Here is a 21,677-nt window from a genome sequence, read left to right as displayed (position 1 = left end):
CTGGAGAAGCCCCGATGATGCTCATGGCCACGGCCCTGCTGGCCCTGTCCCTGCACGGCACCCCCGACACCGCGCTGACGACCACCGACGTCACCTTCACCACGTCGGACGGCCAGCGGCTCGGCGGGGAGGTCTTCCGCCCCGCCCACGCGACGGGCGAGCTGCCAGGCCTGCTCCTGGTGCACGGCTCCGGCCAGGGCAACAGCTGGCGCGAGCTGAAGGCGGAGGCCGAGGCGTTCGCCCGCCAGGGCATGGTGGTGCTCGCGCCGGACAAACGCAGCGCCGGGTACTCCAAGACGCACCGGGACTACGGGCAACTGGCCGACGACGCGCTGAAGGCCTTCGCCGTGCTCAAGCGCCAACCGGCCGTGGGCCACGCCGGGATCTGGGGCCTGAGCGAGGGCGGCTGGGTGGCCCCGATCGCGGCCTCCCGCGCCAAGGACGTGGAGTTCCTGGTCACGGTGGGCGGGCCAGGCCTGTCGCCGCTGCGCACCCAGTCGTGGAACGCCACCAACAAGGTTGACAGGTCCGGCGTCCAGGGCTCGCTGCGCACGGCCTACGCCCGCACCTTCCACCGGCTCGCGGGCGACGCGGGACTCTTCCCCGAGGCCCACTACGACCCGAGCAGGACCCTCGCGAGCCTCACCCAGCCCGTGCTGGCCCTGTGGGGCGCGCAGGACAACCAGGTCATGCCCGCCGAGAGCGCGCAGCGGTTCCTGTCAGGCGTGCACACCAGCCTGACCGTCAAGTTCTTCCCCGGCGCCCCGCACGCCCTGCACACGGGACCCGACACGCTCACCCCCGGCTACCCCGAGACCGTCGGCTCCTGGGTCAGGCGGGTAGCCGCCGGCGACGTTCCCGCCTCCAGCGCCCAGCCGCTGCCCGCACAGCCGGCGCGCAGCGTGGACACGCCGCCGTCGGCCTGGTGGGAGTCGTGGCAGCTGCAGGTCGGCGCCATGGTGCTGATGTTGCTCGTCTTCCTCTGGTACGGCGTGCGCCGCCGGAGCCCTGGCTCGTGGCCCGCCCGGGTGCTGGCCCTGTGCGGCGCACTGTCGATCGCGGGCCTGGTCTACACGATGCTGAGCCTGCTGCTGACCTCCAACGGCGCGGGCGTGTCCACCGGCCCGCTGCTGCTCCACCGCCCGATCGCCTGGCTGGCCGCGCAGCTGCTCGCCGCCGCCACCGCGCTGGCCTCGCTGACGTGCCTGGCGAAATGGCGTACGGCTTCCGCCAGGGTCCGCGTGGCCGCCGTGGCCGGCGCCGCCTTCATCCCGTGGGCCCTCTACTGGGGACTGCTGGTCCCGTGAAGCCACCAGTGGGCGGCGACCAGCTCGGCCACCAGCGTCTCGGTGAGCAGGGCGACGTCGGGGTCGTCGTCGTGCAGGTAGCGGACGGAGGCCCTGGCGTCGGGCAGCTCGCCGCCGACGGTGAGGATCGTCGAGCCGCGTTGCCGCACCCAGTCCATCGCCTGGTCGTCGTAGGCGGAGCCGGGGAAGAGGATCGCCCGGTAGTCCAGGGTCTTGGTGAGGTAGACGTCCACGTGCGACCAGTCGCCCGTCTCGCAGGCGTCGGCCGGGCGGCGCGGTCCTTCGCGGAACATCAGCGCCGACTGCTCGGCCGACGACAGGTGCTCCGCGGGCGCGACGGTGTAGACGCCGTGCGGGCCGTCAAGCAGGTCGAGGACGCCGGGGAGCCACGCCTCGCGCCGGTCGAGCAGGTCGGCGGTGGCCTCGGCGGCCCGCCGTACCAGGGCCGGCAGGTCGCGGTCGGCGGCGGTCAGGTGCGCCTCGAGCGCGAGCAGCAGCGCGAGCGTGTGCTGGAAGGTACGGCAGGCCACACCGCCGCGCTCCTCCCCGGCCAGCATCGGCACCACCAGGTCGGCACCCTCGGTGATGGGGGAGCCGGCCACGTTGGTCAGCACCGCGCGGTAGGAGCCCTCGTGGCGGGCGGCGGCGTCGAGCGTCTCGCGGCTGCCGCCGGTGGCCGAGATCGGGATGACCAGCGTGTCGCGGCCGGGTGGGAAGGACGCGGCGGCCGAGGCGTACTCGGCGTGCGCGTCGATCCCGCGGGCGCGCAGGCGCAGCGCGGCCACCGAGGCGGCGTAGCGGGAGCTGCCCATGCCGAGGAACAGCACCCGGCCGAAGCCGCCGGGCAGCGCCTTCCACGGGTTGGCGCTCAACCCCGCCGCCAGGTCGGCGAGGGCGGCGGGCTTGGCCTCAAGGTCGGCCAGGAACAGCTCGGGTTTCAACGGTTCTCCTCGGAATACCAGGTGCGCAGGACGCCCATCGGGGCGTAGCGCCAGCGTGGCAGGTGGCGGGCGGCGTAGATGAGCTCGCGGCACTCCTGCTCGACCTCGAACGGCCTGATCAGCGCCTCGTCGAGCAGGTCTCCCGCGATCTCGCGGTAGGCGGCCAGCATGCGCTCGCGCGCCTCGCGCGCCCAGTCCAGGGCCTGGGCCGCGGGGGTGTCCCTGCGCTTGATCGCCACCTGCGCCACGTGCTCCAGGCTCGTCGTCAGCTGCGCCACGTCCCGCGCGGCCGGCTGGTACGGCGCGGCGTCGGCGACCGTGGGATTGCCGTCGAAGTCGATCACCGCGTACCCGTCACGCCACTTGAGGATCTGCCCGACGTGCAGGTCACCGTGGATCCTGATATCTCGGGTTTCGCGGGGTATGGCGAGCGGCGCGAGCTCGAGGCGGAGTCTTCCCTCGATGCCGCGGAACCACTCGCCGTCGTCGCCGTCGGTGAGCGCCAGGGCTTCCGTCAGCGCCTGGTCCGCCCTGGCCGCCGCACCGCTGCCGGCCGTACCGGCGCTCGGTGATGGCGCGGCGGGAAGCATGGCGAGGGCCCGGTGGAGGCGGCCCGCCAGGGCACCGAGGTCATCGGCGAAGTCGGTCCGGCCGGCCTCGCACTCGTCGACGCACCACTCCCAGCCGTCGCGGGCCTCGGGAAGGTAGCCGGTGACCAGCGCGATCAGGAGCTCCCGATCTTCCTCAACCCTTGTCAAGGCCGCGTAAGGCGGGGCTGTGTCGTTGAAGCCCACCTCAACGAGGTGCCGCATGAGCTCGGGCGCCGGGTGCGGCAGCGGCACCGGCGGCGTGAGCCATTTGACCACCACGCGCTCGTCCACCACCACCGAGTGGTTCGTCTGATCGACATGATCGCCGAATCCCCGCTCGACCTGCCCCCCGATGTGGAGATCTTCAGGGTCGTACGAGAGGCTGGGCAGCGGCAGAAACCGCTCGACGGCGAAGGGCGGCGGTACGTCGCTGTTGAGGGCCCCGAGGAGAGCCGCGGTGACTCCGCGATCTCGGGCGGTAAGGGGCGTCTCACCCAGCGAGAGCAATCTGCCCCATCTTGAACGTGAATTCAACAGTCAGGCCAAACTTCCTGGTAGCAATGTCTAGAAAAGTCTTGCTCATGTTGATTTCTGCTGCAACACTCCTGGTCTGGTCTACCGTGCCCGGATGGTCGCGAGACCCTCGTCCCCCAGAGATTCAGAAGGAGCAGCGGCCGTGGTCCGTACCCGGTTCACCCGACGTCTCCCGGCCGTCGCGGCGGCGGCCGGTCTCGCGCTCGCCGTGGCGGCCTGTGGCGGTCAGTCGCCCAACAGCCCGGCAGGCAGCGCACCCGCAGCGACGGCGGACCAGCTGAACCCGAATGCCGACCTGTCGAAGCAGTCCATCAGCATCACGGTATGGGACGGCTACACGCCCAAGGAACTGCCGGAGAAGGTCAAGGAGAAGCTCAAGGTCTCCGATGTGAAGATCGCGCTGCACGCCACCAACGAGGAGGCGATGACCAAGCTCACCGCCGGCGGCGACAGCGGCATCGACGTGGCGTTCGTGTCGGGACAGTACGCGCAGGCGCTCAACGAGCAGGGACTGCTCGAGCCGATCCACCCCGAGCTGATCCCGAACCTGTCGAACCTCTACCCCGAGGCCACGCAGCTGTCCTACGACAAGGGCAACAAGTACTCCGTGCCCTACACCTGGGGCACCACCGGCATCTGCTACCGCAGCGACCTGGTCAAGCAGGCGCCCACCAGCTGGTACGACATCCTGAAGCCGCCGGCCTGGGCCGACAAGAAGGTCACCATGATGACCACCGAGCGCTGGCTGGCACTGCCCGCGCTCAAGGCGTTGAACTACTCGGTCAACACCGAGAAGGACGACGAGATCGCCAAGACCAAGGAACTGCTCGTCAACGCCAAGCCGCACCTGCTCGGCTACGACGACACCACCTTCGGCGACAAGCTCAAGAGCGGCGAGGCCCTCATGGTCGAGGCGTGGGACGGCTGGTGCCCGACCACCGACCCGAAGCAGAACATCAAGTTCGTCGTGCCCAAGGAGGGCAGCGACCTTTGGGTGGACACCATGGTGATCATGAAGTCCTCCAAGAACAAGGAGGCGGCGCACGCCTTCATCAACTACATCCTCGACCCGGAGATCCACCGCTGGGCGGCCGAGAACATCAACTACAAGGTCCCCAACAAGGCCGCCATGGACCAGGTGCAGGTTCCCAAGGGCTCGCTGCTGGGCATCAAGCCCGCCGAGCTGCTCAACGGTGAGTCGATCATCGACCTGGGCCAGGCGTCGACCAAGTACTCGCGCATGTCGCAAGAGGTCACGGCGAACTAGAGCGGTGAAGGCAGAAAGCAAGGCTCGGCCGGTGTCCTCGCAGAGAGGGCGCCGGCTGGGCGCATTCGTGTTCCTGGCGCCCGGGCTGACGTATCTGATCGTCCTGCTCCTGGTGCCGATGGCGTTGATCCTCAGCAACACGGTCTTCCAGCGCGGCCGCTTCGGCGGCGTGGTCTACGAGTTCACCTCGGAGAACTTCGAGCGCCTGATCGACCCGCTCTACCTCGGCGTGGTCGGCAACTCGCTGAAGATCGCCACGTTGACCACGCTGATCGCGCTGCTGATCGGCTACCCGACGGCATACCTGATCGCGCAGCTGCCGCGCAAGTGGAAGACCGTGGCGCTGGTGGCGGTCGTGCTGCCGTTCTGGACGAACTTCATCATCCGCGTCTACGCGTGGATCATCCTGCTCAGCGGGCCCGGGCTGATCAACTCGATGCTCGGCACCAAGCTGGAGCTGCTGTACAACCAGGGCGCGATCGTCACCGGGCTGCTGTACTCCTACCTGCCGCTGATGGTGCTGCCGCTGTTCGCGACCATCGAGAAGCTGGATCCGCAGCTGCGCGAGGCGTCGGCGAACCTGGGCGCCTCGGGGTTCACCACGTTCCGCAAGGTGACGCTGCCGCTGACCCTGCCGGGCGTGATGACCGGGTGCCTGTTCGTCTTCGTGCCCAGCTTCGGCAACTTCGTGATCCCCGAGATGCTCGGCGGCGGTAAGTCGATCATGGTGGGCAACCTGATCAGGTCGGAGTTCCTCAAGGCCCGCGACTGGCCCTTCGGCTCGACGCTGGCGCTGGCCCTCATCGCGGTGCTGGTGGTGCTGCTGATCGTGCAGGCATGGGTGGCCCGCCGTGCGTAGGCCGAAGCTCCTCTACGTCCCCTTCTGGGCCACGTACGTCTTCCTGTACGCGCCGATCGTGGTGCTCGTGGTCATGTCGTTCAACTCCGGCAAGTCCGCCTACACCTACGAGGGGTTCAGCCTCAAGTGGTACGGCGAGCTCGCCCAGGACGAGCGCGTCAGGGACGGCCTGATCAACACGTTGATCGTGGCCGCAGGCTCGACCGTGATCGCCACCGTGCTCGGCACGCTGCTGGCCGTCGGCCTGGCCCGCTACACCAAGTCCAAGACGCTCGACGCGATCGCGCTGATGCCGGCCGTACTGCCTGACCTGGTGCTGGCCATCGGGCTGCTGGTCTTCTACGGCATGATCCAGCTCACGCTCGGGCTGTACTCGGTGGTGCTCGCGCACGGCGTGTTCTCGATGGCGTTCGTCGCGGCGGTCGTGCGCACGCGGTTGTCCGGGGCCGACACCTCGCTCGAGGAGGCCTCGCGCGACCTGGGCGCGGGGCCCGTTGTGACGTTCATGAAGGTCACGCTCCCGCAGCTGGCGCCGGGCATCATCGCGGGCGCGCTGCTGGCGTTCACGCTGTCGCTGGACGAGTTCGTGATCGCCTTCTTCACGATCGGCAACACCGAGCAGACGCTGCCGATCGTCATCTACTCAATGATCCGTTTCGGGGTCACCCCGAAGATCAACGCGCTGGCCGCGATCCTCCTCCTGGTGAGCTTCACGGCGGTGATCGTGGGGCAGCGCATGACCAAGATCGGGGAGTCGCGTGCTCAAGATTGACGGGATCACCCGCAGATTCGGTGACGTCACCGCGCTGGACGGGGTGTCCCTCGAGATCGGCCAGGGCGAGTTCTTCGCGCTGCTCGGCCCTTCCGGCTGCGGCAAGACCACGCTGCTGCGCATCCTGGCAGGCTTCGAGACGCCCGACGCGGGCGCGGTCACGCTCGACGGGAGCGACCTGCTGGGCCTGCCGCCCAACAAGCGGCCGATCAGCCTGATGTTCCAGTCGTACGCGCTGTTCCCGCACATGAGCGTGGCCAAGAACGTCGCCTACGGCCTGGAGCGCGAGAAGCTCCCCAAGTCCGAGATCAAGCAGCGTGTCAGCGAGGTCCTGGAGACCGTGGGGCTGGCCGAGCACGGCAACCGCAGGCCGAACCAGCTCTCCGGCGGCCAGCGCCAGCGCGTGGCGCTGGCGCGCTCCATCGTCAAGCGCCCGCGCCTGCTGCTGCTCGACGAGCCGCTCTCGGCGCTGGACAAGAAGGTCCGCGCCGACATGCAGCTCGAGCTCAAGCGCCTGCAGCACGAGGTCGGCATCACCTTCGTGGTCGTCACGCACGACCAGGAGGAGGCCATGTCGCTCGCCGACCGCATCGCGGTCTTCGACCGCGGCAACGTCCGCCAGGTCGACCAGCCCGTCGCGCTCTACGAGCGCCCGCGCACCCGCTTCGTGGCCGACTTCGTCGGCGCCAACAACCTGTTCGAGGGTACGGCCGGCGGCCAGGACGCCCTGGAGACCGAGGGCTTCGGCCGCCTTCCGGGGACCCCGCTCGACGGCGTCGAGGAGGGTGCCAAGGCGCTGCTGGGCGTCCGCCCGGAGAAGGTCAGGCTGGGCGAGCCCGACGACGCCAAGGGGCTACGCGGCAGCGTGCTCGACGTGAGCTTCTACGGCGGCGTCTCGCACCTGTCGGTCGACGTGCCAGGCCAGCCCAAGCCGGTCCTGGTGGCCGTGCAGGGGGCCAGCACGACGCAGCCGGGCGCCGAGGTCGGGCTGTCCTGGGAGCCGCAGGACGCGGTGATCATCCCGGTGGGTCAATGAACGAGGTCGTTGCCCGTGGCCGTCCGCGCGAAGGACAGGATCAGCTCGGCCGCCTCCTCCGGGCCGATGATCGGGTGCCTGGCCGTGATTCGATAGCCGTAGGCGTCCTCCAGCGCCACCAGGTTGCGCGCGACCGTGAGCGAGTCGGAGGTCAGCGTGAACACCCCGAGCGCGGTCCCGGTGTCCAGGATCGACTGGTACATCGAGACCTGCCTGTCGTACAGGGAGGTGAGCAGCACGCCGTACATCCTGTTACGCCCTGCAGCCCCGCCCAGCTCGTTGAGCAGCCGCACGTCGGGGTCCAGCGGGCCGGTGGGCAGGCCGGAGCGGATGGTCATGACCAGCCTCTCGACCGGGTCCATGACCTGGCCGAGCCGGCGCAGGCGCTGCTCGTAGAAGCGTTCCATGGCCGCGTGGTGCGCCTCGACCAGCAGCTCGCTGAGGTCGGGGTAGTGGTAGAGCACCGCGCCGGAGGTCAGCCCGGCCTCCTCGGCCACGTGCGAGAGCTGCACGCCGTCGATGCCGTGGCGGATGATCGCCCGGCGTGCCGCCTCGATGAGGTCGAGGCGCCGGTCGGTCCGGCTCTTCCGCTGGGCCATGATCACCGCCTTCTTTGTTCGGCCTTCAGTAAGTCGTGACCATAGTGCACTGAAGTTGACCTTCACGCTAGACAGGTATTTGAATTCCCGTTCAAGTCAAGTGTCCACCCGGAGCGATGATGTCTCTCACCATCCTGTTCATGCCGGAAAGCGCCTACGGGCCGACGAACAACTGCATCGGCATCGGCGACATCCTGCGTCGCCGCGGCCACCGGGTCGTCTTCGCGGCCGAAGCCTCCTGGAAGGGCAAGCTCGAGGCCCTCGGCTTCGAGGAGGACCTGGTCGACCTGGCGCCTCCGGCCGAGGACGCCGGTGAGGAGCAGGACGCCGGCCAGTTCTGGAAGGACTTCATCAGGGAGACCGCGCCCGAGTACCGCAAGAGCACGCAGGAGCAGCTCGAGACCGTCATCAAGCCGATCTGGGACTCCCTCATCGACGGCGCCAAGTACTGCGAGCCGCAGCTCAAGGCCATCATCGAGCGGGTGAACCCGGACGTGATCGTCGAGGACAACGTGATCACGTTCCCGGCGCTGCTCACGGCGGGCAAGAAGTTCGTCCGCATCGTCTCCTGCAACCCGCTCGAGGTCCGCGGTGAGGACGTCGCGCCGGTCTTCTCCGGCCTGGCCGCCGACGACCGTTCGGAGTGGGACGCCTTCCGCGCCGAGTACGACCGCACCCACCGCGAGGTCTGGTCCGCCTTCAACGAGTGGAGCGTCGAGCAGGGCACGCAGCCGCTGCCCGACCTGGACTTCATCCACCAGGGCGACCTGAACCTCTACGTGTACCCGGAGATCCTGGACTACACCGACCGCCGCCCGCTCGGGCCCACCTGGCACCGGCTCGACTCCAGCGTCCGCGAGACCGACGAGTCCTTCGAGCTGCCCTTCGAGCGCGGCGAGGGCTCCCTGGTGTACTTCTCGCTCGGCTCGCTCGGCTCCTCCGACGTGGAGCTCATGCAGCGGGTGATCGACGTGCTGGCCCAGACGCCGCACCGGTTCATCGTCTCCAAGGGCCCGCTGCACGAGGAGATCAAGCTCGCCGACAACATGTACGGCGCCGAGTTCCTGCCGCAGACGAAGATCATCCCGCTCTGCGACCTGGTGATCACCCACGGCGGCAACAACACCACCACCGAGTCCCTGCACTTCGGCAAGCCGATGATCCTGCTGCCGCTGTTCTGGGACCAGTACGACAACGCCCAGCGCGTGCACGAGCTCGGCTACGGCGTGCGCCTGTCGACCTACTCCTTCACCGACGACGAGCTCACCGGCGCGCTCGAGCGCCTCCTCGGCGACACCGAGATGCGCGCCCGCCTGGCGGCCGCCGGTGAGGAGATCCGCAACCGCGACGGCCTGCGCAAGGCCGCCGACCTCATCGAGCAACTGGGTAGCTGAACCGATGCGTGAACTGATCAACCCCGCCACCGGGCTCCGTTTCGCCGAGCTTTCCGACACCCCCGTCGAGCAGGTGGCGCAAGCCGTACGCAGGGCTCGTGAGGCCTTCCACGAGTGGTCGCAGACCACTCCGGCCGAGCGGGCCAGGCTGCTGCTGCGCCTGGCCGACCTGGTCGAGGCCGACAGTGAGGAGCTGACCCGGCTCGAGGTCGAGGAGACCGGCAAGCCGGCCGCCGTCTTCCGCGACGGCGAGCTGCCCTTCGCGGTGGACAACCTGCGCTTCTTCGCCGGCGCCGCCCGCTCGCTCGACGGGACCGGCGCCGGGGTGCTCAGCTCCGGGTACACCTCGGTGCTGGTGCGCAGGCCGGTCGGGGTGGTCGGTTCGATCGCGCCGTGGAACTTCCCGTTCATCATGGCCATCTGGAAGGTCGCGCCCGCGGTCGCCGCGGGCAACGCCGTGGTGATCAAGCCGGCGCCCGCGACGCCGCGCACCACGCTGCGCCTGGCCGAGCTGTTCGCCAAGGCGGGCGCGCCCGACGGGCTGGTGCAGGTCGTGCTGGGCGACGGCGAGGTGGGCGAGGCACTCGTCACCGACCCCGGCGTCGACATGGTCAGCGTCACCGGCTCGACGGAGACCGGGCGCCGCGTCATGAGCGGCGCGGCGCAGAGCCTCAAGCGCGTCCACCTGGAGCTCGGCGGCAAGGCCCCCGCGCTGGTCTTCGAGGACGCCGACCTGGCCGAGATGGCCCGCGGCGTGGCGATGGGCGCTACCTACAACACTGGCCAGGACTGCACCGCGGCCACCCGCGTCTACGTCGCCAGGCAGGTGTACGGCCAGGCCGTCGAGGCCCTGCGCGAGAAGCTGGCCGCGATCACGGTCGGCGACCCGTGGGACCCGGCCACCGACATCGGCCCGCTGGTCTCGGCCGCGCACCGCGAGCGGGTGCACGGCTTCGTCGCCCGCTCCGGCGGCCGGATCGTGACCGGCGGGGCGGCTCTGCCGGGTGAGGGTTTCTACTACCCGCCCACGCTTGTGGCAGATGTCGCCCAGGACAGCGAGATCGTTCAGGGCGAATTGTTCGGGCCCGTGCTGGTGGTCCTCCCGTTCGACGGCGAGGACGAGGCGGTCCGGCTGGCCAACGACACCCGCTACGGCCTGGCCTCCTCGGTCTGGTCGCGCGACGTGGCCCGCGCGATGCGCGTCTCCCACCGCCTGGACGTGGGCGTGACCTGGGTGAACGATCATCTGCCCATCGCCAGCGAGGCGCCGCACGGCGGGGTCAAGGGCAGCGGATTCGGCAAGGACATGAGCCAGGAGGCGGTCCAGGAGTACTCCGTGACGCGCCACCTGATGATCAAGCACGCGGCCCCCGTGGAGCACGACTCCTTCAGGCCTGCCTGAAAACGTGCGCGGCGATATGCGCCCTCAAGTGACACTTTGGGCGTATTTGATGGGAAATGTTCGGTTGGCCGATCTGGTACGGGTTGTGTTCCAATTACCCAGCCCGCAGAATCCCAAGCGCCCCACGCGTGTCAGATTTTCGAGCACGTAACGGCGAGAGGTTGCGAGACTCAGTGAGGACGAAAGACCCCCGGCACACGAGGTCAGGGGACTACACAGGCGGACGGTTCCGGCTGGCCAACTGGCGCGTGCGCTCTAGGCTGGTGGCGCTGATCCTCATTCCCACCATCGTGGGTGTGCTTCTCGCCGGCGTGCAGCTGGCGAACGCGATCGGCACCAGCGCCGACTACCGCAGGCTGACCCAGGTCGCCGAGCTGGTGCAGCGCGTCGGTGTGCTCTCGCACGAGCTCGGCAAGGAACGCTCGCTCACCGCGTGGTACGTCGCCGACAAACGGCGCCCGCGCGGCATGGTGCAGCTGCGCGCCGAGCGCCAGAAGGTCGACTCGGCCAAGCAGCGCGTGATGGAGGCGATGTCGGCCATCGACGCCTCGCACTCGGCCCGCGTGCTCGACGAGGTCGCCCAGATCCGCCGGTGGCTGACCGGTCTCGACGGACTGCGTGCCAACATCGTGGGCGACTCCGTGCCGCCCCGAGCCGCCATCAGGACCTTCTCCAGCATGATCGCCGTGCTGCTGAACCTCCAGGACGACCTGGGAGACGGCGTCAACGACGACCGGCTCCAGGGTGACGTGGCCGCGCTCACCGCTCTCTCGCGCGCCAAGGAGGAGGTCTCGCGCCAGCAGGTCATCCTCGTGGTCGCCCTGGTCGAGCGGAAACTGGACTACGACGACCTGTCGGACTTCCTCGGCTCGTGGAACACCCAGCAGGCGATGCTGGCCACCTTCGACCAGGAAGCCGAGACGCAGGACAGGCAGGCCTACCGGCAGGTCATGCGCGGCCCCGACATCGACCGCGCCGATGCCATGCGCCAGCGCGCCCTGGCCCAGCTGCGCGAGTACAAGGAGATCCGCGACCTCGACGTCACCAACCGGAGCAGGGCCAAGGACCTCGACCTCTGGTACCGCAGCACCGACCTGCAGGCCAACGCGATGCGCAAGGTCGAGGACGGCCTGGCCACCCGCATCGTGGCCCAGACCCGCGACCTGAGCGACACCGAGCAGCGCAACGCCATCATCTCGGGCGCGCTGATCCTGGTGCTGCTGCTCCTCGTCCTGGTGATCACCACCCGCGTGGCCGGTTCGCTGGTCCGCCCGCTGCGCCGGCTGCGCGCCGAGGCTCTCCAGGTGGCCACCACCCGGCTGCCGGAGACGGTCCGCGTGCTGCGTGAGTCCGGCGACGGCGCCGCCATACCCGACGTGCCGTCAGTCGGCGTCAACACCCGCGACGAGATCGGGGAAGTGGCCCGGGCCTTCGACGAGGTCCACCGCGAGGCGATCAGGCTGGCCGGCGACGAGGCCAAGCTGCGCGCCAACGTCAACGCCATGTTCGTCAACCTCTCGCGCAGGTCCCAAACGCTGGTCGAGCGGCAGCTGCAGCTCATCGAGGGCCTGGAGCAGGGCGAAGAGGACGAGCAGCGACTGTCCAACCTGTTCCGCCTGGACCACCTGGCCACCCGCATGCGCCGCAACAGCGAGAACCTGCTGGTCCTCGCCGGCCAGGAGGCCGCGCGCAAGTGGAGCGAGCCGGTGCCGCTGGTCGACATCGCCCGGGCCTCGCTGTCGGAGGTCGAGAACTACGAGCGGGTCCAGATCCAGATCCCGTCCGGGATCATGATCGCCGGCCCGGCCGTCACCGACGCCGTCCACCTGCTGGCCGAGCTGATCGAGAACTCGATCTCCTTCTCGCCCCGCGAGTCCAAGGTGCAGGTGACCAGCTCGCCCATCGAGGGCGGCGTGATGGTCACCATCAACGACCTGGGCATCGGCATGACCGGCGAGGAACTGGGCGAAGCCAACTGGCGCCTGGCCAACCCGCCGGTCGTGGACGTGGCCGTCTCGCGGCGCATGGGCCTGTTCGTGGTCGGCCGCCTGGCGCTGCGCCACGGCATCAGGGTCCAGCTGCGGATGCGGGAGACCGGTGGCCTGAGCGCGCTGGTCATGATGCCCGACATGCTCATCTCCCAGCCGGGCGGCACCGTCCCGCAGCAGCGGGGCCAGTACGACAGCTTCACCAACTTCGACCCGAGCATGTTCGGCGAGCCCCAGGGTCTCTACTCGGCCCCGTCCGCGATCGACACGCCCGACGTGCGTCCCGACTCCGGGTCACCGATGGACACCGAGTGGCCGCCGGCGGGCACCAACTGGCCCTCGTTCGCCGACGAGCCGGTGCCCGCCCAGGAGGAGCCGCGCTGGCCGTCCTTCGCCGAGGAGCCGCCGGCCGCCGCTCAGGACGAGCCGCGCTGGCCGTCGTTCTCCACGGAGCCGCCCGCCGCGAAGGAGGAGCCGCGCTGGCCGTCCTTCGCGAGCGAGCCGCCGCCCGCGCAGGAGGCCCCGCGCTGGCCGTCGTTCGCCGAGGAGCCGTACACCCCGAACGGCAACTCCTCCTACAACCACGAGGCGCCGAGCTGGCCGTCCTTCGCCGAGCAGCCGCCGCAGAACGGCGACTCCGCGTTCACCGCCTTCGGGCGGCGCGAGTACACCTCGCAGGACATGACCGGCCCGCTGCCCGTGGTGCGCAACTCGCCCATCGAGGAGGAGGACGGCGAGGAGTTCCTGCCGATCTTCTCGTCGGTGGGTTCCGACTGGTTCCGTCGTCCGGAACCCCCCGAGTTCACCCCGCAGCCTCCGGCCGAGCCTGAGCCCCTGCCGCAGCCGATGGCGCAGCCCATGGCGGAGCCCATCGCCGCCGACACCGTCGACAAGCCGGCGTTGCCGCAGCGCAGGCCCGGCCAGTCGGGCGCGGGCGCCTCGTGGTCCTCGCCGGCCGACACCGGCTGGCAGGCCGCCCAGGCGGCCGCGCAGCCCAGCCAGGGCGGCACCACGGCCTCCGGCCTGCCGCGGCGCGTGCCCAAGGCCAACCTGGTGCCGGGCACGGCCAGCCTGGCCGAGCCCCAAGCAACTTCACCGGCGCCGCAGATCTCTCCGGAGCGGCTGCGGAGCCGGCTCTCCAGCTTCCAGCAGGGTGTGCGGCAAGGCCGCGCGTTCACCCGTGGAGAAGAGAATGAGGAAGACAAATGAGAGAACTTAGCCAGGGAGCGCGTGGCATCAGCTGGCTGATCACTGATTTCGTCAACAACGTGCCTGGCGTGGCGCACACGGTCGTGGTGTCCTCCGACGGATTGCCGCTTGCCTACTCCGAGGGGTTCCCCAAGGACAGGGCGGACCAGTTGGCCGCGGTCGCCTCCGGCGTGATCAGTTTGACCCAGGGGGCCGCGCGCGTCTTCGAGGGCGGTATGGTGACCCAGACCGTGATCGAGATGCAGCGAGGCCTATTGATGATCATGTCGATCAGCGACGGATCCTGCCTCGCGGTCCTCGCGGCGCCAGACTGTGACATGGGCCTCGTGGCCTACCAGATGACACTGTTGGTCGAGCGGGCCGGCCAGGTGCTCACCCCGGCCGTCCGCGCCGAGCTGCAGGCGGCCCGCCCCCGCTAGCCGGGCGGTGACAGGAGATCATGGTGTCAGGTCAAGGTTGGGCTGGTGATACTCCGCCGCATCCGTCGGCGCCCCGTCCGCAGAAGCCGAGCTCCCTGGTGCGGCCATATGCCGTGACCGGGGGGCGGACGGCTCCGCGGATGAAGTTCGCCATGGAGGCACTCGTGTCCTCCGTGACGTCGGAATACCAAGACATTTCACTACTTAGTCCGGAATATCAGGCGATCATCCAGCTGACCCGCAACGTCAGGTCAGTTGCCGAAATCTCCGCCCTTTTACGGCAGCCGCTCGGGGTGGTCCGGGTGCTGATCGCCGATATGGCGTCGGAGGGCCTCATCCGCGTGCACCAGCCTGCGCTGGAAGCGGGTAAGCCGGACCTCAACCTGCTCGAAAGGGTTCTCAGTGGACTTCGCAGGCTCTAGCCCCGGCCTCACGTCGACGAAGATCGTCGTGGCTGGGGGCTTCGGCGTGGGCAAGACGACGTTCGTGGGCGCGGTCTCGGAAATCCTGCCGCTGACCACGGAGGCCGTCATGACGGACGCCTCCGCGGGCGTGGACGACGTCTCGCTCACGCCCAACAAGACGACCACGACCGTGGCCATGGACTTCGGCCGTGTATCGCTGGATCAGGACCTGATCCTGTACCTGTTCGGCACGCCCGGGCAGCACAGGTTCTGGTTCATGTGGGACGACCTGGTGCGCGGCGCGATCGGCGCGGTCGTCCTGGTGGACACGCGCCGCCTGGCCGACAGCTTCCCGGCCATCGATTACTTCGAAGAGGCCAAGCTGCCGTTCGTCATCGGCATCAACGGCTGGGACGGGCAGTTCCTGCACGATCCGGACGAGATCCGCGAGGCCCTCTCGCTCAACCCGATCACCCCGATCGTGCGCCTCGACGCCCGCTCCCGCGACTCGGTCAAGTCCACCCTCATCACGCTGGTCGAGCACGCCCTCACCCGGCACATGCACACGCCCGCGTAAATCTCCCTGGTACGGCAGAGCCACCCCACCGCCATCCGCCGCACGGGGCCGGGCTCTGTCCAGGGAGACGCTCCTCCGGCGATGAGGGGTTGATCACCGTTACGGCTCCGCCCCTGACCACCTAGATGGTCAGGGGCGGAGCCGTTTGTGCCTCCAGGAGTGACCGAAGGCAGCAAGGGCTTCTGACCAGCGCCTGAAAAATTGGGCATTGACGAAAAATTCTTACATGTTACTCATAGATCAGGTCAGAAAGTTTCAATGCCGGAGCCCACCCCCCAAGGAGGCACACGCATGCCCGCTGACCCGCCGGCCGACTTACTCGGTCCCGTCCAAGGAGAGGTTTCCTGGTTCTGCTGCGGCAACGCCTGGGGCCCGTGCGGTACCGCGGGGCACGGCGCCTGCGGCACCTGCAACTCGGGAAGCCTGCAGCACGCCTGGCCCAACACCTCCGACGCCTGCTGGGCGATCACCCACCCCGACACCTGCGGCGTGGGCCTGTCCAGGAGGACCTGCGGCTTCCAGCACCGCACAACCTCGCTGTGCGGCGGAGGCAGCGTCGTCACCTCGATCGCCGACTGCGGCCCGCAGACCGACCTGTTCTGCGGCGAGCGCAGCTGCTGCGGCGCCACGTGCGCCGGCAACCGGCTGATCGACCTCACCCCTGCGGCCTACAGCCGCATCGCCAGCCTCTCCGCCGGCCTGCGGCCGTGCGAGATCTCGACGGTGTAGGGGGCCGAGGATGACCACGAGAAGGCAGATGCTCAAGTCCGCGGTGCTCGGCGGCGGCGCGAGCGTCATCGCCGCGTCCGTGATGGGTTCGCTCGGCCCGGAGGCCGCGTTCGCCGCCACCGCGCCGCAGGTCGATCCCGGCGCTCCCGACCCGAACTTCGCCGAGGGCAGGATCCGCTCGATCAAGGGCAACACGCTCCTGGTCCTCGGGTCGAACCTGGTCTTCCACCGCATCAGGGTGGTCGACGGCACCTCCCTGTGGAAGCTCGGGCCGGTCGGCTTCGACCAGGCCAAGCCCGGTGACGGCCTCTACGCGCGCGGCGTCAGGATGCCCGACGGGATGCTGGCGGCCGAGGCGGTGTGGCTCAACATCGTCAACATCAAGGGCCACATCAGGAACATCTCCAGCGACACCCTGCATCTCGACCACAACGGGCAGGAGATCCTCTGCCACGTCGTGGCCGGCAAGTCGGTGGCCGTGCGCTCCGACGCGCCGCCCACCGGCGACCTGTCGCTGCTCGGTGTGGGGCAGCACGTCCAGATCCTGGGGGCCTGGCGCCCCGACACCAACGAGGTCGACATCGCCTCGGTCTTCTCCCCGCACTAGGCACTCCCCGGCCAAGAGACCCCGGCCCGGCCTTGGGGTCTCTTGGCGTGGGCCCGTCACCTCAGGAACAACAGGAGCCGCACATGCAAGGGATCGCCGCGCTGCAGCCGTACGTGATCGCCGTCTTCCTGGCCTGGGCGGGCCTGGCGAAGCTGTCCTCGCGGGCACGGCCGGACAGGACTGCGCTGGCCCGGCTCGTCGGCCCGGCGCGCGCGGTCCCCGCGCTGCGCCTGGTGGCGCTGGCCGAGCTCGCCGTCGCCGCCGTGCTGGTCCTGCCTCCGCACGAGGCCTGGGAGGGTACGGCTGCCGCCGCCCTGTCCGCGGGCTTCCTCGGCTACCTGGTGTACGCCAGGGTCAGCGCGCCCGCCTCGTCCTGCGGGTGCCTGGGTGCGCACGCCACCCCGCTGAACCGGCGGGCTTTCCTGCGGGCGGGCCTGCTGCTTGCCATGAGCGTGGCCGCCGTCTGGGCGGGGCCGCAGCCACCGGACGCCTGGCTCGCCGGCCTGGGCGTGGTGGAGCTCGCCGTGCTGCTCGGGCTCTCGGCGGAGCTCGACCGGCACTGGCTGACCCCGCTGCGGCGCCTGATCGTCCGGGTCCGTAAGCCGCTCGCCACGACGGGCGACTTCCCGCCCCCGCTGGAGGCCTCGCTGCGCCAGCTCTACCGGAGCCCGGCCTACTGCTCGGTGTCGCGCTGGCTCAGCTCCGACGCCCAGGACGCCTGGGACGAGGACGGCACGCGCTTCGTCGCCTACGCCGCGAGCGGGCGGACGGCTGTCTTCGCCATCCCGCTGTGGGAGACGGATCCGGCGCTGGTCAGGGTCGTGGTCGTCGACGAGCCCGAGATGGCGGTCGACGTGGCGCCGTGACGGCGGGCGACCGTCATCGACTCGCCGGGGTCGCCGGTCGCGGGTCCTCAGCCGAAGTGCGGCGGGCGGCCGGTGGGGTGGCCTGCCGTACGGGAGGAGCTAGGAGACGGCGGCGACGCCGCGGACGAGGCGACCCACCTCGGCCCTCAAATGGACGAAGTCCGGATGCTCGCGGGTGGAGATCTGGTCGCGCGGGTCGGGCAGGTCGACCTTGAGGTCGCCGACGACGTGCGCGGGGGCCTTGGACAGCACGACCACCCGGTCGCCCACGTAGACGCTCTCGTCGATGTCGTGGGTGATCAGGACGATCGTCATCCGGTGGTGGCCGCGCACCTTCAGCACCAGGTCCTCCAGGTCCTCCCTGGTCTGCGCGTCGACCGAGCCGAAGGGCTCGTCCATGAGCATCAGCGCCGGCCGGTAGGCCAGCGCGCGGGCGATCGCCACGCGCTGCTGCATGCCGCCCGAGAGCTGGAAGGGATACTTACGGCCCGCGTCGGCGAGCCCCACCGACTCCAGCGCCTCCTGGGCGACCTCGCGGCGGCGCTTCCTGTCCATGTCCCTGCGGCGCAGCGGCAGCGCCACGTTGTCGGCCACCGACATCCACGGGAAGAGCGAGCGGCTGTAGTCCTGGAAGACGACCGCGAGGTTGTCCGGCGTCTGGCGGACCAGTTCGCCCTCGACGCGGATCTCGCCGCCGGTGGGCTTGATCAGGCCGGCGATGGAGCGCAGCAGCGTCGACTTGCCGCAACCGGACGGGCCGACGATGCACAGCAGCTCACCCTCGGCGACGCTGAGGCTCAACCCGTCGATGGCGTGATGGGCGCTCGGGCCCTCGCCATAGGTGTGCGTGAGGCTGTTGATTTCGAGCAACCGAATTCCTTGGGGGCGAAATCCGTGGACAATACGGTGACTCTATCGGCAAATGCCTCACGCATGGCTGGAGCCCCCAAAATGCCACGAGCCATCGTTATCTGTGCCGCCCTCTGCTTAGCCCTCACCGCCTGTAGCGGTCAGAGCGGCAGCGGAGGCGGTCTCGAGAAACCAACGATCAAGGTCGGGATTCTCCCCATCCCCGACGACGCCGCGCTCTTCATCGCCAACTCGAAGGGCTATTTCAAGCAGGAGGGCCTCACGGTCCAGCCGGTGGTGATCCAGGGAGGCGCGGCGGCGTTGCCCCAGATCAAGAGCGGCGCCCTGGACGTGTCGATCTCCAACTACGTCTCCACCTTCCTGGCCGCGAGCAAGGGAGAGAAGATCAGGTCCCTGGGCGGCCTCTACCAGGCGGCGCCCAACACCTTCGACCTCATGGTCGGCAAGGACTCGCCCGTCAAGACCGTGGCGGACCTCAAGGGCAAGACGATCCTGGTCAACACGCTCAACAACGTCGGCACGCTGGCCGTCACCACCACGCTGAAGGCCGCCGGGCTCTCGGCGGGCGACGTCAAGTTCGCCGAGAAGCCGTTCCCCGACATGGCCAACGCCGTGGCCGCGGGCCAGGCCGACGCCGCCTGGATGCCCGAGCCGTTCATCACCGCCACCCAGGCGCAGGGCTTCACCAAGCTCGCCGACACGATGGTGAACGAGACCGCCGACCTGCCGGTCGCCGCCTGGATCGCCACCGACGACTGGGTGAAGAACAACCCGAAGACGCTGGCCGCCTTCAAGCGGGCGATCACCAAGGCTCAGCAGCTGGCCGCGAGCGACCGCAAGGAGGTCGAGGCCGTGCTGCCCACCTACACCAAGATCGACGCGGCGACCGCCTCGAAGATCACCCTTGGCGTCTTCCCCGTCTCGGTCGACTCGGGCAAGCTGCAGAAGGTGGCCGACCTGATGAAGGAGTACGGCTACCTCCAGGCGCCCATCGACGTCAAGACGGTGCTAACCGATACTCCATGACGCGCGCTCGTTGAGCGCCCGCACGTCGGAGTCGGTGATGCCGTGCTGGGCCGCGGCCATGCGGTCCAGTTCCTCCGGCGTCAGCACGTCCGCGATGTCGGCGAACCCGTCGGGCGCCCGCTCGGTCACCAGCTGGACGATCTCCTCGATGGGCAGCGCGCGATGCCCGAGGATCAGCTGGGTGGTCGGCGGGCGCCGCTCGACCTCGTAGCCGGCCAGCGCGCCCGCCGGATCCGGCTCGGTCGCCAGCCACCTGGCCAGCACCCGGGCGTCGAGCACCGCCTGCGAGCCGCCGTTCGAGCCGATCGGGTACATCGGGTGGGCGGCGTCGCCGAGCAGCGTCACCCGCCCCTCGCCCCAGTACGGCAGCGGGTCCCTGTCCACCATCGGATACTCCAGGATCCGCGGCGAGGAGGCGAACAGGGAGGGGATGTCCACGTGCGGGAACTTCCAGTCGGCGTAGTGCCCGGCCACGTCCTCCAGCCGCCCGGCCCGCGACCAGTCGGCCTTCTCGATGGTGCCGGGCTCGCCCACCTTGACCTCGGCCACCCAGTTGATCAGCCGCGGCTCGGCGGGGGAGATGTGGTAGGTCACGATCCGCGAGGCCCGGTTGGAGCCGGCCACCAGCTGGGTGGCGCCGTCCAGAATCGGGTCGCCCTCGCCGACCCCGCGCCACATCTGGATGCCCGACCAGCGCAGCGGGTCGCCGTCCGGGTGCAGCAGGGCCCGGGTCGCCGACTGGATCCCGTCGGCGCCGACCAGCACGTCGGCCCGCTCGCGGTACTCCCGCCCGGTGGCCGTCTCGCGCAGCACGACCGTCACGCCGCCGGCGTCCTGCTCGAAGTCGTGCAGCCGCGTCCCGAGGCGCACGTTGTCCGCGCCGACCGCGGCGAGCAGGATCATCTGCAGCTCGCCCCGGTGGATGGAGTACTGCGGCCAGCGGTAGCCGGCCGCCCGCCCCCGGGGCAGCGCCAGGATCGTGCCGCCGTGCCGGTCGGTGAACCTCATGAACGTGACGGCCAGGCCCGCGGCCGCCAGCCGCTCGCCCAGGCCGAGCTCCGTCAGTTCCCGTACGGCGTGCGGCTGCAGGTTGATGCCCGCGCCGAGGGGTCGCAGCGCTGTCGTCGCCTCCACGAGCACGCAGTCCAGGCCCGCGGCCCGGAGGCTCAGAGCCGCGGTCAGCCCGCCGATGCCGGCCCCGATAATCACGGTTCTCGTCACTTGATCACACTAAGTTTCGATTTAGGGATTTTTCGGGTTTTGTGAATCCGGTGCTAGCGGGGCCTGGCCTCGACGAGGCTGGAGCCGGTGGCGAGCTCGACGACCTGGACGAGTTCGAGATCCGCCTGGTGCAGCAGGGCCGCGTACTCCTCCCTGCTGCGCTCGAGCCCGCCGTCGAAGATGGCCAGCATCCGCATGTCCACGTCCTTGCCCAGGTGCGGCGCGTCGTCGTCGGGCAGCACCGCCTCGAGCAGGAGCACCCTGCCGTCGGGGTTCATGGCGGCGCGCACGTTGCGCAGGATCCGCACCGAGTCGGCGTCGTCCCAGTTGTGCAGCACGCTGGCCAGCAGGTAGGCGTCGCCGCCCGGGGGCACCGAGGCGAAGAAGTCCCCGCCTACGAGCTCGCACCGCTCGGCCAGCCCCTCGGCCGCGATCAGCTCCGCGGACCGTTCGACCACGTGCTCCAGGTCGAACAGCACGCCCCGCATCTCGGGGTGCGCCTGCAGCACCGTGGCCAGGATGTGCCCCTTTCCGCCCGCCACGTCCACCAGGGTCCGCACGGCGGAGAAGTCGAAGCGCTTGACCAGGCTCTCGGCGAACGGGATGGCCCTGCCGAGCATGTACTCGTCGAAGATCCGCCCGGTCTCCGGGTTGGCCGCCAGGTGCTGGTAGAGCGGCCCGTACCGCTGCACGAACGCCGACCTGCCCTGCCGTACGGTGACCGGCAGGTTGCCCATGGCGTACCAGAACCCCTCCTCACCCAGCATGCGGATCGACGAACGGATCGAGCCGGGCGCGTCGGAGCGCAGCGCGTTGCCCATCTCGGTCAGGTCGTAGCGGTCGGAGTCCAGGGTCCGCACCATCCCCGTCCCGGCCAGCTCGCGCAGCACCCGGCGCAGTGCGGGCACGTCGGCCTCGCAGCGCCCGGCCAGCTCGGCGGTGCTGAGCGGCCCCTGCGCCAGGTGGTCGGCCAGGCCGAGCTCGGCCATGGTGTACAGGGCGGCGAAGCGGGACAGGTCGGCGACAGCTCCCCAGAGGAGGTCGTCGGTGTTGGACATGC

Annotated in this window: 21 protein-coding genes; 15 read left to right on the top strand and 6 right to left on the bottom strand. The window is 69.7% G+C overall.

Features of this window, described 5'->3' with window-relative positions; genetic code table 11:
- Positions 1 to 14: 14 nt before the first annotated feature.
- Positions 15 to 1,307, top strand: a complete 1,293-nt coding sequence (locus KIK09_RS47825; RefSeq protein WP_214326225.1) for an alpha/beta hydrolase family protein — start codon at positions 15 to 17, stop codon at positions 1,305 to 1,307.
- On the opposite strand, the gene KIK09_RS47820 is transcribed toward KIK09_RS47825, so the two are convergent.
- Both KIK09_RS47820 and KIK09_RS47815 read right to left on the bottom strand, forming a co-directional pair.
- Complete coding sequence (locus tag KIK09_RS47820; RefSeq protein WP_214326224.1) at positions 1,283 to 2,248, bottom strand: SIS domain-containing protein; 966 nt, start codon at positions 2,246 to 2,248, stop codon at positions 1,283 to 1,285. The genes KIK09_RS47825 and KIK09_RS47820 overlap by 25 nt on opposite strands.
- A complete protein-coding gene (locus KIK09_RS47815; RefSeq protein ID WP_214326223.1) occupies positions 2,245 to 3,345 on the bottom strand; it encodes a hypothetical protein in 1,101 nt (366 codons plus the stop codon). Before KIK09_RS47815 ends, KIK09_RS47820 begins: the two co-directional genes overlap by 4 nt.
- Before the next feature lie 169 nt (positions 3,346 to 3,514).
- Between KIK09_RS47815 and KIK09_RS47810 the strand changes: the two genes are divergently transcribed.
- The 4 genes from KIK09_RS47810 to KIK09_RS47795 are packed head-to-tail and all read left to right on the top strand — an operon-like array spanning position 3,515 to position 7,306.
- Positions 3,515 to 4,639, top strand: coding sequence for a polyamine ABC transporter substrate-binding protein (locus KIK09_RS47810; RefSeq protein WP_214326222.1), 1,125 nt, complete (start codon positions 3,515 to 3,517; stop codon positions 4,637 to 4,639).
- 31 nt (positions 4,640 to 4,670) lie between these two features.
- A complete protein-coding gene (locus tag KIK09_RS47805) occupies positions 4,671 to 5,498 on the top strand; it encodes an ABC transporter permease (protein WP_308164733.1) in 828 nt (275 codons plus the stop codon).
- Positions 5,491 to 6,270 (top strand): ABC transporter permease, encoded by a 780-nt coding sequence (locus KIK09_RS47800; RefSeq protein WP_214326221.1) that lies wholly within the window; start codon positions 5,491 to 5,493, stop codon positions 6,268 to 6,270. Before KIK09_RS47805 ends, KIK09_RS47800 begins: the two co-directional genes overlap by 8 nt.
- Positions 6,257 to 7,306, top strand: coding sequence for an ABC transporter ATP-binding protein (locus KIK09_RS47795; protein ID WP_214326220.1), 1,050 nt, complete (start codon positions 6,257 to 6,259; stop codon positions 7,304 to 7,306). The genes KIK09_RS47800 and KIK09_RS47795 overlap by 14 nt, the downstream gene beginning before the upstream one ends.
- Here the strand turns inward: KIK09_RS47795 and KIK09_RS47790 are convergent.
- Positions 7,300 to 7,905: a TetR/AcrR family transcriptional regulator gene (locus tag KIK09_RS47790; RefSeq protein WP_214326219.1), complete on the bottom strand. Its 606-nt coding sequence runs from the start codon at positions 7,903 to 7,905 to the stop codon at positions 7,300 to 7,302. The genes KIK09_RS47795 and KIK09_RS47790 overlap by 7 nt on opposite strands.
- Positions 7,906 to 8,024: 119 nt before the next feature.
- Here KIK09_RS47790 and KIK09_RS47785 point away from each other — a divergent pair, with 119 nt between their 5' ends.
- From KIK09_RS47785 to KIK09_RS47745, 9 genes are all read left to right on the top strand, one after another.
- Positions 8,025 to 9,299 carry a glycosyltransferase gene (locus KIK09_RS47785; RefSeq protein WP_214326218.1) on the top strand — a complete coding sequence of 425 codons (1,275 nt, stop codon included), beginning with the start codon at positions 8,025 to 8,027 and terminating at the stop codon, positions 9,297 to 9,299.
- Positions 9,300 to 9,303: 4 nt separating this feature from the next.
- Positions 9,304 to 10,701, top strand: a complete 1,398-nt coding sequence (locus KIK09_RS47780; protein WP_214326217.1) for an aminobutyraldehyde dehydrogenase — start codon at positions 9,304 to 9,306, stop codon at positions 10,699 to 10,701.
- A 296-nt stretch (positions 10,702 to 10,997) separates the two neighbouring features.
- A complete protein-coding gene (locus KIK09_RS47775; protein ID WP_214326216.1) occupies positions 10,998 to 13,898 on the top strand; it encodes a sensor histidine kinase in 2,901 nt (966 codons plus the stop codon).
- A complete protein-coding gene (locus KIK09_RS47770; protein WP_214326215.1) occupies positions 13,895 to 14,317 on the top strand; it encodes a roadblock/LC7 domain-containing protein in 423 nt (140 codons plus the stop codon). Before KIK09_RS47775 ends, KIK09_RS47770 begins: the two co-directional genes overlap by 4 nt.
- A gap of 20 nt (positions 14,318 to 14,337) precedes the next feature.
- Positions 14,338 to 14,739, top strand: a complete 402-nt coding sequence (locus KIK09_RS47765; RefSeq protein WP_214326214.1) for a DUF742 domain-containing protein — start codon at positions 14,338 to 14,340, stop codon at positions 14,737 to 14,739.
- A gap of 28 nt (positions 14,740 to 14,767) precedes the next feature.
- Complete coding sequence (locus tag KIK09_RS47760) at positions 14,768 to 15,298, top strand: GTP-binding protein (protein ID WP_308164732.1); 531 nt, start codon at positions 14,768 to 14,770, stop codon at positions 15,296 to 15,298.
- A gap of 291 nt (positions 15,299 to 15,589) precedes the next feature.
- Complete coding sequence (locus tag KIK09_RS47755) at positions 15,590 to 16,027, top strand: RlpA-like double-psi beta-barrel domain-containing protein (protein ID WP_214326212.1); 438 nt, start codon at positions 15,590 to 15,592, stop codon at positions 16,025 to 16,027.
- A 10-nt stretch (positions 16,028 to 16,037) separates the two neighbouring features.
- Positions 16,038 to 16,634: a cell wall protein gene (locus tag KIK09_RS47750; RefSeq protein ID WP_214326211.1), complete on the top strand. Its 597-nt coding sequence runs from the start codon at positions 16,038 to 16,040 to the stop codon at positions 16,632 to 16,634.
- Positions 16,635 to 16,717: 83 nt separating this feature from the next.
- On the top strand, positions 16,718 to 17,500 hold the full coding sequence (locus KIK09_RS47745; RefSeq protein ID WP_214326210.1) for a MauE/DoxX family redox-associated membrane protein: 783 nt from the start codon (positions 16,718 to 16,720) through the stop codon (positions 17,498 to 17,500).
- 99 nt (positions 17,501 to 17,599) lie between these two features.
- Here KIK09_RS47745 and KIK09_RS47740 read toward each other — a convergent pair whose 3' ends face one another.
- A complete protein-coding gene (locus KIK09_RS47740) occupies positions 17,600 to 18,370 on the bottom strand; it encodes an ABC transporter ATP-binding protein (protein ID WP_214326209.1) in 771 nt (256 codons plus the stop codon).
- Between the two features lie 81 nt (positions 18,371 to 18,451).
- Between KIK09_RS47740 and KIK09_RS47735 the strand changes: the two genes are divergently transcribed.
- Positions 18,452 to 19,396: an ABC transporter substrate-binding protein gene (locus tag KIK09_RS47735; protein ID WP_214326208.1), complete on the top strand. Its 945-nt coding sequence runs from the start codon at positions 18,452 to 18,454 to the stop codon at positions 19,394 to 19,396.
- Here KIK09_RS47735 and KIK09_RS47730 read toward each other — a convergent pair.
- Together KIK09_RS47730 and KIK09_RS47725 are read right to left on the bottom strand one after the other, a co-directional pair.
- On the bottom strand, positions 19,379 to 20,617 hold the full coding sequence (locus KIK09_RS47730; RefSeq protein WP_308164731.1) for a flavin-dependent oxidoreductase: 1,239 nt from the start codon (positions 20,615 to 20,617) through the stop codon (positions 19,379 to 19,381). The genes KIK09_RS47735 and KIK09_RS47730 overlap by 18 nt on opposite strands.
- Before the next feature lie 53 nt (positions 20,618 to 20,670).
- On the bottom strand, positions 20,671 to 21,675 hold the full coding sequence (locus tag KIK09_RS47725) for a methyltransferase (RefSeq protein ID WP_214326207.1): 1,005 nt from the start codon (positions 21,673 to 21,675) through the stop codon (positions 20,671 to 20,673).
- Between the last annotated feature and the right edge of the window lie 2 nt (positions 21,676 to 21,677).

It is taken from the genome of Nonomuraea sediminis, from assembly GCF_018531495.1.
In the GTDB taxonomy this organism is placed as follows: domain Bacteria; phylum Actinomycetota; class Actinomycetes; order Streptosporangiales; family Streptosporangiaceae; genus Nonomuraea; species Nonomuraea sediminis.
This window is presented reverse-complemented; position numbering and strand designations above follow the sequence as displayed.

Bases quoted from the DNA above. Each gene is read 5' to 3' on its own strand.
- KIK09_RS47825 (WP_214326225.1), top strand. From the start codon at position 15: ATGATGCTCATGGCCACGGCCCTGCTGGCCCTGTCCCTGCACGGCACC.
- KIK09_RS47790 (WP_214326219.1), bottom strand. From the start codon at position 7,905: ATGGCCCAGCGGAAGAGCCGGACCGACCGGCGCCTCGACCTCATCGAG.
- KIK09_RS47785 (WP_214326218.1), top strand. From the start codon at position 8,025: ATGTCTCTCACCATCCTGTTCATGCCGGAAAGCGCCTACGGGCCGACG.
- KIK09_RS47780 (WP_214326217.1), top strand. From the start codon at position 9,304: ATGCGTGAACTGATCAACCCCGCCACCGGGCTCCGTTTCGCCGAGCTT.
- KIK09_RS47770 (WP_214326215.1), top strand. From the start codon at position 13,895: ATGAGAGAACTTAGCCAGGGAGCGCGTGGCATCAGCTGGCTGATCACT.
- KIK09_RS47765 (WP_214326214.1), top strand. From the start codon at position 14,338: ATGGTGTCAGGTCAAGGTTGGGCTGGTGATACTCCGCCGCATCCGTCG.
- KIK09_RS47755 (WP_214326212.1), top strand. From the start codon at position 15,590: ATGCCCGCTGACCCGCCGGCCGACTTACTCGGTCCCGTCCAAGGAGAG.
- KIK09_RS47750 (WP_214326211.1), top strand. From the start codon at position 16,038: ATGACCACGAGAAGGCAGATGCTCAAGTCCGCGGTGCTCGGCGGCGGC.
- KIK09_RS47745 (WP_214326210.1), top strand. From the start codon at position 16,718: ATGCAAGGGATCGCCGCGCTGCAGCCGTACGTGATCGCCGTCTTCCTG.
- KIK09_RS47735 (WP_214326208.1), top strand. From the start codon at position 18,452: ATGCCACGAGCCATCGTTATCTGTGCCGCCCTCTGCTTAGCCCTCACC.
- KIK09_RS47725 (WP_214326207.1), bottom strand. From the start codon at position 21,675: ATGTCCAACACCGACGACCTCCTCTGGGGAGCTGTCGCCGACCTGTCC.